Genomic DNA, 15,288 nt, shown 5'->3' on the forward strand with positions numbered 1-15,288 from the left:
ACAACAGGGCAGGGCCCGCCGCGTACGTCGCGGCGGGCCCAGCCTCACACCGGGGCAGGTGCGTGTCAGTAGCTCGACGTGCGACCGTTGTAGGTCCGCGCGCCGCTGTCCCACTCGCCCTTGGCGAAGGAGGTCACGTTGATGTCGTTGACCATCCGGGTGTAGCAGCTCGTGGCGCCGCGCGGCACGGAGCAGGTGTACTCCCGCCCGTCGGAGTTGCGGTGGACGGTGGCGAACGGGGTGAACTGGCCGTTGCCGTAGCTCGCGCGGGAGATGCGCGCCCACGCCGCCCGACAGCTCGGGCTGTAGCGCAGCTCCAGGTAGGCCTGGCCGAGCTGGACGCCGGCCACGGGGGACGTCGCGTCGTCCCCGCAGTAGGTCTCGGGGTCCTTGCCCTCGCAGGACGCGCCGTAGCAGCTCGCGGTGGGAGCCGCGTGCGCGGGGGCGGCGACGGCGGTGCCCGCCCCGGCCATCAGCAGGACGGACGCGGCCGCGGCCCAGCGCCGAAGGTTCATGTTCTGTCTCCTCTTGGGGTGTTCTGCGTCCAGGTCGACCCGGGTCCCTGCCGAACCCCGTACGACAGGGACCCGCGCGGCCGATATGACACGTCGTCAGGTTGTTGTCCCGTGGGGCTGGTTCGTACGGCGGAACGCCTGACGACCTGCGCCGTGAGGATCTACGGTGGACCTTGCGAAAACCTTGTGACGTCCGGCGCGGAGCCGGCCGGTCACGGGGGTGACGGATCGAATCGGAGGACTAGTGGAAGCCCGGCGTCAGCGGTGAGACTGCATTTGCTCGGCCCCCTGGAGCTGCGCGTCGCGGGGCGCGCGCGCGAGGTGGGGCAGCCGCGCCGGCGAGCGGTGCTCGCCGCGCTGGCCGCGGACGCGGGCCGGCCCGTCCCCGTGGACGCCCTGATCGACCGCGTGTGGGACACCGACCCGCCAGACGGGGCCAGGTCGGTCCTGTACGCGCACATCAGCCGGCTGCGACGGCTCCTGGAGGACGCCGCGTCGGCCGAGTCCGAGGCGGGCCCGCGCGACGGGGAGGGCGGGGCGCTCCGTGTCGTCAGGACCTCCGGCGGCTATGTCCTGGAGGCCGACGAGGACGCCGTCGACCTGCTGCGTTTCCGCGCGCTCGTCGCCCGGGGCGGCGCGTGCGCCGACGGGGCCGAGCGGGCCCGCCTCCTGGAGGAGGCGCTGCGGCTGTGGCGCGGCACGCCGCTGCCGGAGCCGTCGGGGGCGTGGGCCGAGCGCATGCGGACCGTGTGGACCGGCGAGCGGATCGAGGCGGCGCTCGCCTGGGCCGGGGCCCTCCTGCGCGAGCGAAGACCGCAGGAAGTGCCCGGCCTGTTGCGGCCCCTGGCGGCCGAGCACCCCCTGTCCGAGCCCTTGGCGGCGATGCTCGTCCGCGCGCTGGGCGAGGCCGGGCGGACGGCGGAGGCGGTGCACGCCTACACCGGGATCCGGAAGCAGCTCGCCGACGAACTGGGCGTCGCCCCGGGGCGCGAACTGCGTTCGGCGTACGAGGAGTTGGCGAGCGAGAGCGACGCCGGGCAGCCGCCCGCAGCACCGCGCCCCACGCCCGCCCCGGCCGTCGCCGCCGCCACTGCGCCCGTCCCGGCCCAACTCCCCATGGACATCCGCCCCTTCACCGGACGTGACGAGCAACTCGCGGACCTGACCAGGAATCTGCTCGCCGAGGAGGACGTCTGCCGGACGGCGGCGGTGGTCGTCTCCGCCGTCTCCGGCACCGCGGGAGTCGGCAAGACCGCACTGGCCGTCCACTGGGCGCACCGGGTGCGGGACGCCTTCCCCGACGGGCAGCTCTACGTCGACCTGCGGGGCTACGACCCGGAGGAGCCGGTGTCGGCGGCCCAGGCGCTCGCCGGGTTCCTCACCGCGCTCGGCGTCCCCGGGCCGGAGATCCCGCTGCGGCTCGACGACCGGGCGGCGCGCTACCGGACGGCCGTCGACGGACGGCGGCTGCTGGTCGTCCTCGACAACGCGGCCTCCGCCGCCCAGGTCAGACCGCTGCTGCCGGGCGGCTCCGACTGCCGGGTGCTGATCACGAGCCGGGACGCGCTGGCGTCGCTGGTGTCGGTGCACGGAGCGCACCGGGTGATCCTCGACGCGCTGTCCCCCGCCGACGCGACGGCGCTGCTGCGCGCGCTGATCGGGCCGCGCGTGGACGCCGAGCCGGACGGGGCCGCGGCCCTGGCCGAGCAGTGCGGGCGGCTGCCGCTGGCCCTGCGGGTGGCGGCCGAGCTCGTGCTGTCGCGTCCCGCCGAGTCCCTGTCCGACCTGGTCGGCGAACTGCGGGACCGACGGCGGCGGCTGGACCTGCTGGACGGCGGCGACGACCCCCGGGCCGCGGTCCGCGCCGTCTTCTCCTGGTCCTACGACCGGCTCCCCGAGCTGCCCGCCCGGCTGTTCCGGCTGCTGGGCCTGCACCCCGGGCCCGACTTCGACGTGCACTCCGCCGCCGCCCTGGCCGGCGAGACCGCCGACCGCACCCGGCGGGCGCTCGACGTGCTCGCCCGGGCGCACCTGGCAGGGCGGACCGGTCCCGGCCGGCACGGCATGCACGACCTGCTGCGGGCCTACGCCGGCGAGCTGGCCGCCCGGCACGATCCGGCGCGGGAGCGGGACGCCGCCGTGGCCCGGCTGCTGGACCACTGCCTGGGCGCGTCCGCGGCGGCCATGGACCTGCTCTACCCGGCCGAACGCCATCTGCGCCCCGCCGTCGACCTGCCGCCGGCCGGGCTGCCGCCGCTGCGGACGGCCGAGGAGTGCCGCGCCTGGCTGGCCGCCGCCCAGCCCACCCTGGTGGCGCTGTGCTCACGGACCGAGGAGCCCGGCCCGTCCGGGCACACCGTCCGGCTCGCCACCACCCTGCACCGGCACTACGAGCGGTCCGGGCACTACGCCGACGCCCTCGCCGTCCACACCCACGCCCTGCGCGCGGCCCGCTCCGCCGGCGACACCCGCGGCGAGGCCGACGTACTGGTCTGCCTGGGTGCGGTGCACCGGCGGCTCGGGGACTACGACAGCGCCCACCGGCACCACGAGACCGCGCTCGCGCTGTGCCGGCGCATCGGCTACCGCACCGGCGAGGCCCGCCATCTGACCAACGTCGGCGTGCTGCACGAACTGCGCGGGCAGTACCGGGAGGCCGCCGAGCACCACGAGCGGGCGGTCGGGCTGTTCCGCGCGGCGGGCGACGCGCACGGCGAGGCCGACGTGCTCAACAACCTCGGCATCGTGCACGAGTTGCTGGAGGACTACCAGGCGTCGATCGAGAAGTACCGCAGGGCGCTGGAGCTCTACCGGGCGACGGGGCACCCGCTGGGCGAGGCCAGCGCGCTCGGCAACCTGGGCATCGTCGTGGCCCGCCTGGGCGACCACCCGGCCGCGGCCGGGTACTTCGAGCGCGCGCTCGCCCTGTTCCGGCGGCTCGGCAACACCGGCGGCGAGGGGCACGCGCTGTCCAACCTGGGCAACGCGCTGCACGGTCTCGGCCGGTACGACGAAGCGGCCGGACACCAGCGTCAGGCCCTGGACCTCTTCCGCCGGACCGGGGAGCGTTACGGCGAGGCCGGCGCCCTCAACGGCCTGGGCGAGGCCCTGCACGGGGCCGGACGGCACACCGAGGCCCTCGACGCGCACGCCTCCGCGCTCGACGTGGCGTCGGGGATCGAGGAGCGGGAGGAGCAGGCGCGCGCCCACCTCGGCACGGCCTTGGTCCGGCAGGCGCTGCGGGATCCGGAACAGGCCGCGCACCATCTCCGGGCGGCGCTGGCGCTCTACACGGCGCTCGACTCGCCCCGCGTCGACGAGGTGCGCAAGGCGCTCCTGCTGCTGGACGCGCCGGCCCGCACGCCCGCCGAGCCCGGGGCGGAGGAGGAGGGCTGACGGAGCGGGGCGGGCGGTGCGCGCCTCCGCCGCCGCAGCGGTCGCGGCCGTCCCGGCAGTCGTGGCGGTCCCGACGGTCGCGGCAGTCCCGGCAGTCCCGGCGGTCGTGGCGGTCGTGGCGGTCGCGGCCGTCCCGGCAGTCCCGGCGGTCCCGGCGGTCCCGGCGGTCGTGGCGGTCCCGACGGTCGCGGCGGTCCCGACGGTCCCGGCAGTCCCGGCGGTCGTGGCGCGTTCGGCCGTCGCCGAGTGGCTCGGCGGACGCGCCCGCCCGATGATCGGGGACGTGAAAGCAACCGCAACGACGACCGCGACCATCGTCACGGCGCTCCTCTTCACGGTCCTGAGCGTGCTGTCGCTCACCGCGTGCGGCGGGGACGGCGGAGGCGGCGGCGAGGCGTCGGCCAGCCCGCGCCCCTCGGCGCCCGGCACCGCCTCGTTCACGGGCGCGGCCCCGTCCGCCATGGCGTCGCTCGCCGACTCCCTCAAGGCGTCGGCCTCCGCCGCGGCCTCTTCCCGGGCGGCGTCCGCGTCGGCCCGCGCCTCGGAGTTCGAGGCCTCGGTCTCCGCCGAGGTGGGACGCGCCAACGCCGCCGCCGAGAAGGAGCTGAAGAACGTCGAGGGCAAGGGCAACGCCGTGGCCGACGTCTCCCTCACCGGCAAGCCCCGCGCCCAGACCGGCGGTCTGCTCGCCCTGGTCGTCAACATCACCAACCGCACGGACACGACGGCCTCGTACGCGGTCCAGGTCGACTTCCGCACCGCCGAGGGCGAGGTCGTGGAAACCCGTTACGTCGGCGCCGAGGACCTGGCCCCCGGCAAGACCGCCCAGCCGCTCGCCATCAGCCGCAAGCCGCCCGAGCCCCAGCTGATCGGCGAGGTCGCCAAGGCCCAGCGGTACTGATCGCCACGAGCCGCACTCACTCAGTGTGATCCGCGCGCAACAGGGCCGCGCCAAGAGGGGTCACGGTGTGCAGGACCGTCGAGGCCCGGCGGTGGCTGGTGATCAGGCCCGCCTTGCGCAGGACGGCGGCGTGCTGGCTGGCCCCCGAGGCGGATACGCCGGCCAGGCGGGCCAGTTCGCCGGTGGTCGCGCCAGAGGCCGCCGCGCGGAGCACGGCGGTGCGGGTGCGGCCGAGCAGCGCGTCGAGCGGCGCGGAGCCGGGCAGTTCGGCTCGCGGGGCGGCGGGCGGGTGGTGCAGGGGGTAGACGAGGACGGGGTCCAGGGCGGGGTCGGCGAGGGCGACGGGTCCGTGCCAGAGGAAGTAGGAGGGCACGAGCCGCAGGCCACGGCCCCGCAGATACAGGTCGCGGTCCTGGACGGGGTACTCGACGTGCAGCACCGGGGGCAGCCAGCGCATCGTCGGCCCGAGGCCACTCAGCAGCCGTTCCGTGCCGCCGTCGAGCAGACAGCGCGCGCGGGCCGAGCGGTCCGCGTCGACCAGCGACTGGATGCGCTCCCCGTACGGGGCGATCGCCAGGTCGTGGTAGGCGTGGATGGTCCGGGTGACGTCCCGTAAGACGTCCCGCTCCCCCAGTCTCAGCATCCAGGACGGCACGGTGGACACGCGGGTGAGCAGGCGGATCTCCTCGCTCACCCGTTCGGCCGGGGTGTCCTCGACGGCCGCGAGGCCGGCCGTGAGGCCGTCGCGGGACTCGGCCGGTGTGAGGAAGTCGGGGTAGTAGGCGCCGCGGAAGAACAGCGGCAGCAGCGCGGTGGACACGGCGCGGGCGAGCCCGCGTTCGCGCAGTCCGCGGGTGGTGGCGCGGTACCAGTCGGCGTAGGCCCAGCGGCCCTGCCGGGTCTGGAAGCGGTGCAGGCTGAACGCGACTTCCCACAGCGGATCCGGCCCGCGGGCCACCCGGGTGCGGGCAAGGTCGGCGTCGGTGAAATGAATGCGGAGCATCGGATTCCCCCCGAGGACCTCGGCCTTTAAGGCAGGCCGGAACATCATGGGCACGTCAATCCTGGACTGGCAAGATCCGTCTCGCGTCAAGCCGCAGCCGGCCCCGACGGGGCCGGCTCCAGGGAGAGGACACACTTCCATGCGAACGGACACCAAGCGAGCGAGACTCCTCGTCGGCACGGTCGGCGCCCTCACCGCCGCCGTCCTCGGGCTCAGCGCCTCCCCGGCCGCCGCCAGCGGAACCTACAGCGGCCGGGCCTACGTCTACGGCGGCGGCGCGTTCGCCGACGACTGGAACGACGAGGGCATCGTCTCGACCGGCACCAACCGGACGTCCAACGCCACCTGCCTGTGGCAGAAGATCCTGTGGGCGGACGGCAAGCTCGCCGCCGCCGGGATCGACGGCGACTTCGGCACCAACACCTACAACGCGACCGCCGCCTGGCAGGACTCCTGGAACCTGTCCGTCGACGGCTCCGCGGGCCGCCAGACCTGGACCGAGGCCGGGAAGTGGCTGCGGGACATCGACGGGAACGGCGCCGTCGACACCTACATCGGCCTGAGCCGCTCGTTCACGCTCAGCCGCGACAGCGACGGCCGCTACCACTTCCCCGACGGCGGCGGCAGCGGGCGCATCGCGGGCTACAACTACAACACCTGCTGAGGACGTCGGACGACCGGGCCCCATACGTCGTCACGGGGGCCCAAGTCCTATTCCGTGCCGCCGACTTCGCGATCGTCCTCGTCCGTGCCGCCGACTTCGCGCTCGCCGCGCGCCGTGTGGCCGAGGATCTCGCCGGCCAGGCGGTCGTCCAGCGCCACGGGCAGGGTGTGGCCCATGCCCTCGATCAGGACCAGACGGGCGCCGGGCACGGCGGCGGCCGTCGCCTCGGCGTGCTCGGGCGGGAACATCGGGTCCTCGGTGCCGTGCAGCACCAGCGTCGGGGCGGTGACGGAGGCCGGATCGAGGGCGGGGTCGACCCCGGCGGCCCCGGCGAGGGCGTGGTTGAGCGCGGCCCGCGGATCGCGCGTCCGCTCGTGCACCCGCCGCTCCATGGCCCGGTACTCGTCCTCCTCGAACGGCAGCACCGAGCCGTGCAGCACCCGCCACAGCGGCAGCCGGGCGGCGAGGTACGCCTCGACGTCCGCCTCAGGGCCGGGGAACGCCGAGGTGAGCGCGGCCAGCAACTCCAGTTTGGGCGGCGGGAGTTCGCCGGGCTTCGGCGGGTCCCCCGCCAGCGCTCGCCGCACCGCCGCCGACGTGTCCGTGCCGAGCGGCTGGGACGAGAGGACCGTCAGGGTCAGCACCCGGCGCGGGTGGGCGACGGCCAGCAGCTGGGCGATCACGCCGCCGAGGGACGCGCCCACCAGATGGGCCCGCTCCACCCCGAAGGCGTCCAGGACGGCGAGCGCGTCCGACGCCATGTCGGCGACGGTATAAGGCCGGACGGCGAAGTCGACCGTCGAGGAGCGCCCGGTGTCGCGGTGGTCGTAGCGGATGACCCGGCGGCCCCCGTCGACCAGGCGCCGGACGATGCCGTCGTTCCACTGCACGCCTTGGGCCTGCGCCCCCATCACCAGGAGCACGGCCGGATGCCCCGGATCGCCGAACTCCTCCGCCCACAGCCGGACTTCGCCCACGCTGACGAATCGCTCGCGGCCGGTCCACCGTTCACCGCTCAGTTTATTTTCCTGCATGGTCGTTCAAGATAATGGCTCGGGATCGCCGGCGCACGCGGTTTTCCGCCCGCCGGGGGCGCTCGCACGCGGGGCTCCCCTCGCGCCGGGGCCGATCTCCCCCCGGGCCGATTTGGCCGCCGTGCCCCCGCCCGGCACCCTGATCCCCATGGCCGGAGTCAAGGGGCAGGTGCAGAAGCGGGGCGTGGAGCGTCGTCGCGCCATGGTCGACGCCGCGATCGAGCTGTTCGCGCGGCAGGGGGTGCGCGGCACGGGGGTGGCCGCGATCGCCGAGCGCGCCGGCGCGACGCCCTCCGCCCTCATCCACCACTTCGGCAGCAAGGACGGACTCGTCCGGGCCGTGCTGGAGGAGGCCGACCGGCGTGCCCTGGCGCGGCTGTCCGCGACGCCGGACGCCGAACCCACCCTCGACCAGGCCTTCGACTGGTTCGTCCGCGACGCCGAGCACACCGCCGCCACGGAACGGGAGTTGACCGCCCTGCACACCACGCTGACCGCGGAGAACCTCGCCCCGGGCGCCGCGCTGCACGACTGGTTCCGCGACCGCGGCCGGGCGCTGCGGGCTCATCTGACCGCCCTGTTCACCCGCGCCGCGGCCGACGGTTCGGCCCGCGCCGAGCTGGACCCGGAGGTCCTGGCCGCGGAGACGGCGGCGTTCGTCGAGGGGGCCCATCTGCTGTGGCTGCTGGATCCCGAGCGGGTGGACCTGACCGCCGTGCACCGCAGCTACTTCGAGGGGCTGGCCGCGCGACTCCGGCCGTGACCGCCGCCTCCTGGACGCCCCGGCCGCCGGATGCACCAGACTGGAAGGCGCAAGCGCAGTTCGTGTCCGCCGGCGTCGTGCCGCGCGGGCAGTGACACGGGAGGAAACGACAGCGTGATCATCTTCGGCACCAAGGGATACCTGTACCAGCTCGCCATACTGACGCTGGTGTGCGGCCAGTGCCGCAACCCCGCCGCGCACACGCTCAGGAAGCGGGTCACGAAGTTCTCGCTGTTCTTCGTGCCGCTTTTCCCGATCTCGACGAAGTACCTGACCCAGTGCACCTTCTGCGGCGCGGAGCAGAAGGTGACCAAGGAGCAGGCGGAGCAGTTGCAGGCGCAGGGCGCGGGCGGCCAGGCGTACGGGCAGCCGCAGCACCAGCAGCCCTACCAGTCGTGATCGCCGGGCGGTTACCGCCGTAAAGGTGACGTGAGAAGCGTGCAACCATCGGGGCAACCGGAATGTCCTACCTGATATCAGTCACACGGACTCTTCGGGGGACACCATGGTGCGAAGCAGAACCGTATGGGCGGCCGCCGCCCTCATGACCGCCACGCTGGCCGTGGCCGTGGTGCCGGCCGAGGCCGCCCCGGCCGCCGCCCCCCGCGCCGTCGCCTGCCCCACCGGCTGGGGCAGCGTCGCCAAGTCGTACTCCGCCGGCACGACGGACTCGGTGCGCAACGTCAGGACCGGGCGTCACGACTGCTACGACAGGTTCGTCGTGGACGTCCCGGGCGGCGCGAGCAACGAACTCGGCTACACCGTCCAGTACGTCACCCGCCTCTACCAGGACGGTTCGGGCCGCCCGATCCCCGTCGGCGGCGGGGCCGTCCTGGAGGTGCGGGTGAACGCGCCCGCCTACGACGTGGAGACCGGCGCGCCCACCTATCCCGGCCGGGTCGCCCAGCCCCTGCCGGGCGTGAACATCGCCGGCTACAGCACGTTCCGCGACACCCGGTACGCGGGCAGTTTCGAGGGCGTCACCCAGCTCGGGCTGGGTGTGCGGGCCCGGCTGCCGTTCCGGGTGCTGAGGCTGGACGGCCAGATCGTGGTCGACGTCGCCCACACCTGGGGCGCCGCCGCCCGCTGAGCCCGATCGAGCGTCCGGCCGGACCGGTTCCGGCCGGACGCAACCGTACTGGCCGAAAACGTGTCTCTGTCCGCGTGGCGCGTCGCTCCTCGGCCGGAGGGGCCCGGGAGAGGCCACGGCAGGGGGCGACGATGAACACCTGGGCGGTACCGGGCTACTCCGAGTCCCTCGAACTCGGATCGGGCGCCAGCGGGCGCGTGGTGCTCGCCGTGCACGAGCGGACCGGGGTGCCGGTCGCCGTGAAGTACCTCAGCGAGTCGCTGCGGACCCGGCCGGGCTTCGTGCGCGGCTTCCGCGCCGAGGCCCAACTCCTCGGCGGGCTGCGGAGCCCGCACGTCGTCGGCCTGTACGAGTACGTGGAGGCCGCGCGGGGCGCGGCCATCGTCATGGAGCTGGTCGACGGCGTCTCCCTGCGCAGCCTGCTGAGACGGGAGGGCCCGCTGTCGCCCGAGGCGGCGCTGCTGGTGCTCAAGGGCTCGCTGCTCGGGCTGGCCGACGCGCACGGGGTCGGGGTGGTCCACCGGGACTACAAGCCGGAGAACGTGCTGGTCTCGCCGGAGGGGGCGTCCAAGCTCGTCGACTTCGGCATCGCGGTGGAGGCGGGCCTGCGGGCCGGCGTCGCCGGCACCCCCGCCTACATGGCCCCGGAGCAGTGGACGGGCGCGCCCGCCTCGCCCGCGGGGGACGTGTACGCGGCCACCGCGACGTTCTTCGAGTGTCTGACCGGCCGCAAGCCCTACACCGGCGACCATCTGGCGGAGCTGGCCCTGCGGCATCTCGAGGACGCCGTTCCCGTCGACGAGGTGCCCGAGGCGGTGCGGTCGCTGGTGCTGCGCGGGCTGGCCAAATCGCCGCAGGAGCGCCCGACGGACGCGGCGGCGTTCGTGACGGAGCTGGAGGAGACCGCCGTCGCCGCTTACGGGGACGACTGGGAGGAGCGCGGACGCGGGCGGCTGGCGTCCGCCGTGGCCCTGCTGCTCCTGCTGCCGTCCGGGGCGCGCGAGGCCCCGCCCGCTCCCGCCGACACGGCACTGACGGTGCTGCCCCCGCCCGCGCCTGCGGGCACGGGCTGGGGCGGGCTGCGGCAGTGGCGGCCGACCTGGCCGGGCGTCGCCGTGTCGGCGGTCGCCGTCCTCGTGGCGGTCCTGCTGACGCAGGGCGCGGTCCAGGGCGCCGGGGCGAACGCCGGGCGGGCGGCGCGGGCCCTCGCCACCACGAGCGCCACGGCGGCCCCCGCCTCCGGGCCGGACGACGGCCTGCCGTCCCCGTCCGCTTCGGACTCACCGTCGTCCACTCCGACGCCCACGACCACCGCGAGCGCCTCCCCCGTCGCCTCGCCGTCCGGCGCGGTGACCGACGGCACCGGGCCCGGGGCGTCCGCGACCACCACCGACCCGGCCTCGCCGCCCGGCCCCTCCCCCTCCTGGAGTCCGAGCGGCGGCGCGACGACCAGTGCTCCCGCCACGCCGGCCTCCCCCGCCGCCACCACGGACCCGCCCACCGCGCCGGCCCCGCCCGCCGTCAAGGACGTCTCGGTGGCCGGCTTCCGCCAGACGGGCCCGGACACCGCGACGGCGACGATCACCGTCACGACGGACGGCACCGGGCCGCTCTCGCTCACCGTCGGCTGGTTCTCGGGGAACAGCGCCGGGCAGCCGGGCGGCGCGGACGGGGCCGCCACCACCCTGCGGCGCAGCGGCGCGACGCAGTACACGGTCACGGTCGACCACGCCTTCCGCGGCACCGGCTGCTACTGGACGGTCCAGGCCGCCACCAGCCCCGCGTCCGCCGACGGCGGCGCGTCGCAGCAGCTCCTGACGAGGCGGTGCGACATCCGATGACCGCTCCTCCCGAAGACCGCCGCCCCGCGGACGACGACGACTACAGCGCCACCGCGCTGGCCAGCCACTGGATCCAGCGCCCCGACCCCGACACCACGGCGGTGGACCTCACACCGCTGGACCCCACGGCAGTGGACCCCACGGCGGCCGGGCTTCCGGACGACACGGCGGTCACCGCCCCCGCCGACGGAACCGTCCTGCGCTTCGGCCCCGGCGTGACCGCCGCCCTCGCGCACCGCCCGCCCCCGACCCTGCCCACGGTCACGCCGCCTCCCGCGCCGCCCCGCCGACGGCGGCTGCTGCGCCGTCACGCCCTGCCCGCGCTCGTGGTCACCGCCGTCGTCGCGTACACGTACTGGTGGGAGCACGACACGGCTCCCGTCTCCGTGCGCGAGGTCAGCGTGACGGCCGCACGGCCGTCCCTGGGCTGCGGGATGACGGCCGAGATCGTCGGCGTCGTCCGCACCGACGGGCGGCCCGGCACGCTCTCCTACCGCTGGGTCCGCAACGACGGCACCGCCTCCGACGTACGGCACGCCACCCTGGAACGCGGACGCGGGGAGGCCCGGTTCCGGCTCTCGTGGACCTTCCAGGGACAGGGCCGCCGCACGGCCGAGGCGGAGCTGCGGCTGCTGTCCCCCGTCGAGCGCTCGGCCGCCGTCACCTTCACCTACGCCTGCCCCTGACCCGGCTCGCCCCCGCCGCTCTTCGCACCGGGCGACCCGACGGAGGTACAAAGGGAGTCGGGGACGCTCCACGGCTCGGCCGGGAGGAGGCCTGGGCGCTCATGAGACGGACCGGATCGGACGCGACGAGTGCAGCCGGCGCGACCGGTGGGACCGGCGCGAGGGAACGGCTCGGCAACGGACTCTTCACGCGCGTCGCAGGGCCGGACGGCCCCCGCAACCGCGCCCGGATCCACGGCACCCCGGGCCCGCGCTGGTTCGGACCGGAGCGGCCCGTGCGCCGGGTGCACGGCGACGCGTCGATGTTCATCGGAGGGCTGTCGGCCCTGCTCCTCCAGTCGCTCCACCCGCTGGCGATGGCCGCCGTGGCCGCCCACTCCGGCTTCCGCGGCGACCCGTGGGGACGGCTGCAACGCACGAGCACCTTCCTGGCCACGACGACGTACGGCACCGCGGCGCACGCCCAGCAGGCCTGCGACCGGGTCCGCGCCGTCCATGAGCGGGTGCGGGGGGTGACGGACCTCGGCGAGGAGTACCGCGCGTCGGACCCGCGTCTGCTCGGCTGGGTCCATGTGGCGGAGGTCGACAGCTTCCTGCGCGCCCACCAGCGCTACGGCGCGCGTCCGCTGACGGAGGAGGAGTGCGACGGGTACGTCGCGGACATGGCGCGGGTCGCCGTCGCGCTGGGCGTCCCCGATCCGCCGCGCAGCGGGGGCGAACTCGCCGAACGGGTGACCGCGTACCGTCCGGAGCTGCGCGCCACGGCGCAGGCCCGGGACACCGCGCGCTTCCTGCTGCTCAGCCCGCCCGTCCCGCTCGTCGTGCGCCTCCCCTACGGGGTGCTCGCCGCGAACGCGGTGTCGCTGCTGCCGGGCTGGGCCGCCCGGGAGCTGCGGCTGCCCCGGCTGCCGGTCGTCGACGACCTGTGCGTACGGCCGCTCGGCCACGCCATGACGGCGACCCTGCGGTGGGCCATGGCGCCGGCGCGGCGCGCGGTGCCGGCGCCGCCGGGCTGACGGAGGGCGCGGGGGCCTCCGGCCGGTTCACCCGTGTCCGCCGTTCGGAGAACCCGCGCGCCTCGGCTGCGGCGGCATCAACAGCACGTCACGAAACGGCAGTTGTGCGTGGCCGCCGGGTCTCCGGCCGCCCCGGGCGGCCGAGGGCCGTCACCCGGGTGAGCGCCTTGAGTGGTGGCCCGGTGGCACCTGACTGACGGTGGATCACGTCAGGCCGGGTCGAGTCAGCTGACTACCTGCCAGCTGCCCGGCTGTGACGGAAGGATTTCCAGATGCGCTCTGCCCGCATGCTCTTCGCCACCGCGGCGGCCTCGGCCGTCCTCGCCATCACCACGCCCGGTGCCGCCTTCGCCGTCGGCGCGTACGACCACGACGACTCCTCCTACAGCAAGGAAGACAAGGAGAAGGACAAGGAGTACGGCAAGGAGGAGGACAAGGAGGAGGAGAAGGACAAGGAGAAGGACAAGGACTACGACAAGGAGGACAAGGAGTACGGCAAGGAGCACGGCAAGGACGACAAGTACGACTCGCCGCGCGGTGGCATGCACACGGGTGGCGGCGCCCTGGCGCTGACGAACGACGACGAGTGGGCCACGGCCAAGGACCCCAAGCACGACCCGGAGACCTACAAGAGCTCGTCCAAGGACGAGGAGAAGTCCTGGTCGAAGGACGAGGAGAAGTCCTGGTCCAAGGACAGTGAGAACGACAAGGAGTCGTGGGGCGGCGGTCACGACAAGCCCAGCGGTGGCGTCCACACCGGTGGCGGCGCGCTCGCCGCGCCCGGCGTGACCGCGGGCGGTCTGGCCGTCCTCGCCGTCGCCGGCACCGGCGTCTACGCGATGCGCCGCCGCAGGACGGCGGGAAGCGTGGCCTGAGCCATGCCGGGAGCGATAGCAGCCGTGGCCGCCACCGTGCACCGTGTGGCGGCCACGGCCGCCTTTCCGACCGGGGCCTCCCCTTCTGACCAGGGGCGCCTTCCGACGCGGCCCCCTTTCTGACGAGGCCCCACCGCCCGCGCCCGTCCGCCTGCTCCGCCGCCGTGCCCGCCGTGCCCGATGAGGTGGTTTACCGATGACAGCCAGTCCTTCGTCCCCCACCGACGCCGACGCCGAGCCGACGCCGCCCGGCGAGGGATCCCGTGCCGGCATGACCGCGCTGTGCGCCGTGGCCGTCCTGGCCCTGGGGCTGAACCTGTTCGGCGGCGGGTCCACGCCGCCCGACGACGCCTCCCGCCCCCCGCACGCCCCGCCGGCCAGCGCCGCCAAGGCCCCCGCGCCCACCGCTGCCGCGGGCAGTCCGACGAGCAAGCGCCTGGCGCGCTCGAAGCCGGTGCGGTTGCTGATCCCGAAGATCGACGTCGACGCGCCCTTCACGGACCTGGAGATCACCGCCTCGGGGCAGCTCGAAGCCCCGCCGGCCGACGACACGAACCTGGTCGGCTGGCACGCCGACGGCGCCTCCCCCGGGGAGGCGGGCACCGCGATCATCGCGGGGCACGTCGACACCAAGACCTCCCCGGCGGTCTTCGCGGAACTGAGCGAGCTGCGCAAGGGGGACGTCTTCCAGGTCGCGCGAGCCGACCGGCGCAAGGCCTCCTTCGTGGTCGACGACGTGGAGACGTTCGACAAGGACGACTTCCCCAGCAAACGCGTCTACGGCGACACCCCGCAGGCCCAGGTCCGGCTGATCACCTGCGCCGGGGACTACGACCGCGAGGCCAAGGACTACACGGCGAACCTGGTGGTCTTCGGCCATCTGCTCTGAGCGGGCCACCTGCGACGAGCGGGCCATCTGCGACGAGCGGCGCGGGCGCGCCCGTCAGACGGCGGACGCGCGGTCCGAGGCCGGCCAGACGTACGGCAGGTCGTCGGGGACGCCCGGGAAGAGCGGCGTGTAGAAGTCGGGCTGCTTGCGCACCAGCGCCGACCGGTGGCTGCGGTGGAAGGCGGGGTCGCCCAGCCACGGCGGCAGGTCGCCCTCCGCGGCGAGCCGCCGCTGGGTGCGTACGCCGGCGGCCCCGCCCGGCCCGGCGAAGTCGGTCACCAGGGACGCGGCACAGGTGTCCGCGCGGCCGCCGGCCGTCCACGCCCCGCAGATCTCCAGGCCGTAGCGCACGAGCGCCTCCTCGTACCCCGCCCACATGCGCACCGCCGGATGGTGCCGCCAGCCGTAGCCGGCGACCGTCAGGCCGCGCAGCACCTGGAGGGCCTCGACGCGTTGCTTGCCGAGGCGGCGCGGGTCGAGGACGGCGGCGGACCGGGCGAAGTCGGAGTAGGGCAGGAAGGTCTGCATGGTCTCCTCCCGGTCCGCCGTGCGCGGTTCCGTCCGACACCATTCCGTCGGACGGGGCCGGACGGACGCAGTCGGACGGACGCGATC

General features: G+C 75.0%; 15 protein-coding genes. 11 read left to right on the top strand and 4 right to left on the bottom strand.

The features are described from left to right. Positions 1 to 65: 65 nt before the first annotated feature. Positions 66 to 515 carry a DUF2690 domain-containing protein gene (locus tag ACFYX4_RS15325; protein WP_389331909.1) on the bottom strand — a complete coding sequence of 150 codons (450 nt, stop codon included), beginning with the start codon at positions 513 to 515 and terminating at the stop codon, positions 66 to 68. Positions 516 to 779: 264 nt separating this feature from the next. On the opposite strand from ACFYX4_RS15325, the gene ACFYX4_RS15330 reads away from it, so the two are divergent. Together ACFYX4_RS15330 and ACFYX4_RS15335 are read left to right on the top strand one after the other, a co-directional pair. Beyond that, positions 780 to 3,911 carry a tetratricopeptide repeat protein gene (locus ACFYX4_RS15330; RefSeq protein WP_389331912.1) on the top strand — a complete coding sequence of 1,044 codons (3,132 nt, stop codon included), beginning with the start codon at positions 780 to 782 and terminating at the stop codon, positions 3,909 to 3,911. Between the two features lie 271 nt (positions 3,912 to 4,182). After that, the gene (locus tag ACFYX4_RS15335; protein ID WP_389332998.1) at positions 4,183 to 4,812 is read left to right on the top strand and encodes a hypothetical protein; all 630 of its coding nucleotides are present in this window, start codon (positions 4,183 to 4,185) and stop codon (positions 4,810 to 4,812) included. A gap of 16 nt (positions 4,813 to 4,828) precedes the next feature. On the opposite strand, the gene ACFYX4_RS15340 is transcribed toward ACFYX4_RS15335, so the two are convergent. Continuing rightward, the gene (locus tag ACFYX4_RS15340) at positions 4,829 to 5,815 is read right to left on the bottom strand and encodes an ArsR/SmtB family transcription factor (protein ID WP_389331915.1); all 987 of its coding nucleotides are present in this window, start codon (positions 5,813 to 5,815) and stop codon (positions 4,829 to 4,831) included. A gap of 139 nt (positions 5,816 to 5,954) precedes the next feature. Here ACFYX4_RS15340 and ACFYX4_RS15345 point away from each other — a divergent pair, with 139 nt between their 5' ends. Continuing rightward, entirely contained in the window at positions 5,955 to 6,479 is a 525-nt protein-coding gene (locus ACFYX4_RS15345) for a peptidoglycan-binding protein (RefSeq protein WP_389331918.1), read from the top strand. Between the two features lie 47 nt (positions 6,480 to 6,526). Here ACFYX4_RS15345 and ACFYX4_RS15350 read toward each other — a convergent pair whose 3' ends face one another. Then, a complete protein-coding gene (locus ACFYX4_RS15350; RefSeq protein WP_389331921.1) occupies positions 6,527 to 7,513 on the bottom strand; it encodes an alpha/beta fold hydrolase in 987 nt (328 codons plus the stop codon). A gap of 148 nt (positions 7,514 to 7,661) precedes the next feature. Between ACFYX4_RS15350 and ACFYX4_RS15355 the strand changes: the two genes are divergently transcribed. The 8 genes from ACFYX4_RS15355 to ACFYX4_RS15390 all read left to right on the top strand — a co-directional run bounded on the left by ACFYX4_RS15355 (position 7,662) and on the right by ACFYX4_RS15390 (position 14,673). Next, positions 7,662 to 8,276 (top strand): TetR/AcrR family transcriptional regulator, encoded by a 615-nt coding sequence (locus tag ACFYX4_RS15355; protein ID WP_389331924.1) that lies wholly within the window; start codon positions 7,662 to 7,664, stop codon positions 8,274 to 8,276. Positions 8,277 to 8,390: 114 nt separating this feature from the next. Next, positions 8,391 to 8,675 (top strand): zinc-ribbon domain-containing protein, encoded by a 285-nt coding sequence (locus ACFYX4_RS15360; RefSeq protein WP_389331927.1) that lies wholly within the window; start codon positions 8,391 to 8,393, stop codon positions 8,673 to 8,675. Positions 8,676 to 8,781: 106 nt separating this feature from the next. Beyond that, positions 8,782 to 9,366, top strand: coding sequence for a hypothetical protein (locus ACFYX4_RS15365; protein WP_389331930.1), 585 nt, complete (start codon positions 8,782 to 8,784; stop codon positions 9,364 to 9,366). Positions 9,367 to 9,497: 131 nt separating this feature from the next. Then, on the top strand, positions 9,498 to 11,207 hold the full coding sequence (locus tag ACFYX4_RS15370) for a serine/threonine-protein kinase (protein WP_389331933.1): 1,710 nt from the start codon (positions 9,498 to 9,500) through the stop codon (positions 11,205 to 11,207). Beyond that, positions 11,204 to 11,893 (top strand): hypothetical protein, encoded by a 690-nt coding sequence (locus tag ACFYX4_RS15375; protein ID WP_389331936.1) that lies wholly within the window; start codon positions 11,204 to 11,206, stop codon positions 11,891 to 11,893. The genes ACFYX4_RS15370 and ACFYX4_RS15375 overlap by 4 nt, the downstream gene beginning before the upstream one ends. Positions 11,894 to 11,994: 101 nt before the next feature. Then, positions 11,995 to 12,909 (top strand): oxygenase MpaB family protein, encoded by a 915-nt coding sequence (locus ACFYX4_RS15380; protein ID WP_389331939.1) that lies wholly within the window; start codon positions 11,995 to 11,997, stop codon positions 12,907 to 12,909. A 272-nt stretch (positions 12,910 to 13,181) separates the two neighbouring features. Continuing rightward, positions 13,182 to 13,784 (top strand): hypothetical protein, encoded by a 603-nt coding sequence (locus ACFYX4_RS15385; protein WP_389331941.1) that lies wholly within the window; start codon positions 13,182 to 13,184, stop codon positions 13,782 to 13,784. 196 nt (positions 13,785 to 13,980) lie between these two features. Continuing rightward, entirely contained in the window at positions 13,981 to 14,673 is a 693-nt protein-coding gene (locus ACFYX4_RS15390; RefSeq protein ID WP_389331944.1) for a class F sortase, read from the top strand. Between the two features lie 54 nt (positions 14,674 to 14,727). Here the strand turns inward: ACFYX4_RS15390 and ACFYX4_RS15395 are convergent, their stop codons facing one another. Further along, complete coding sequence (locus ACFYX4_RS15395; RefSeq protein ID WP_389331947.1) at positions 14,728 to 15,201, bottom strand: MSMEG_6728 family protein; 474 nt, start codon at positions 15,199 to 15,201, stop codon at positions 14,728 to 14,730. Positions 15,202 to 15,288 lie beyond the last annotated feature (87 nt).

It is taken from the genome of Streptomyces sp. NPDC002328, assembly GCF_042890065.1.
Taxonomy (GTDB): Bacteria; Actinomycetota; Actinomycetes; order Streptomycetales; family Streptomycetaceae; genus Streptomyces.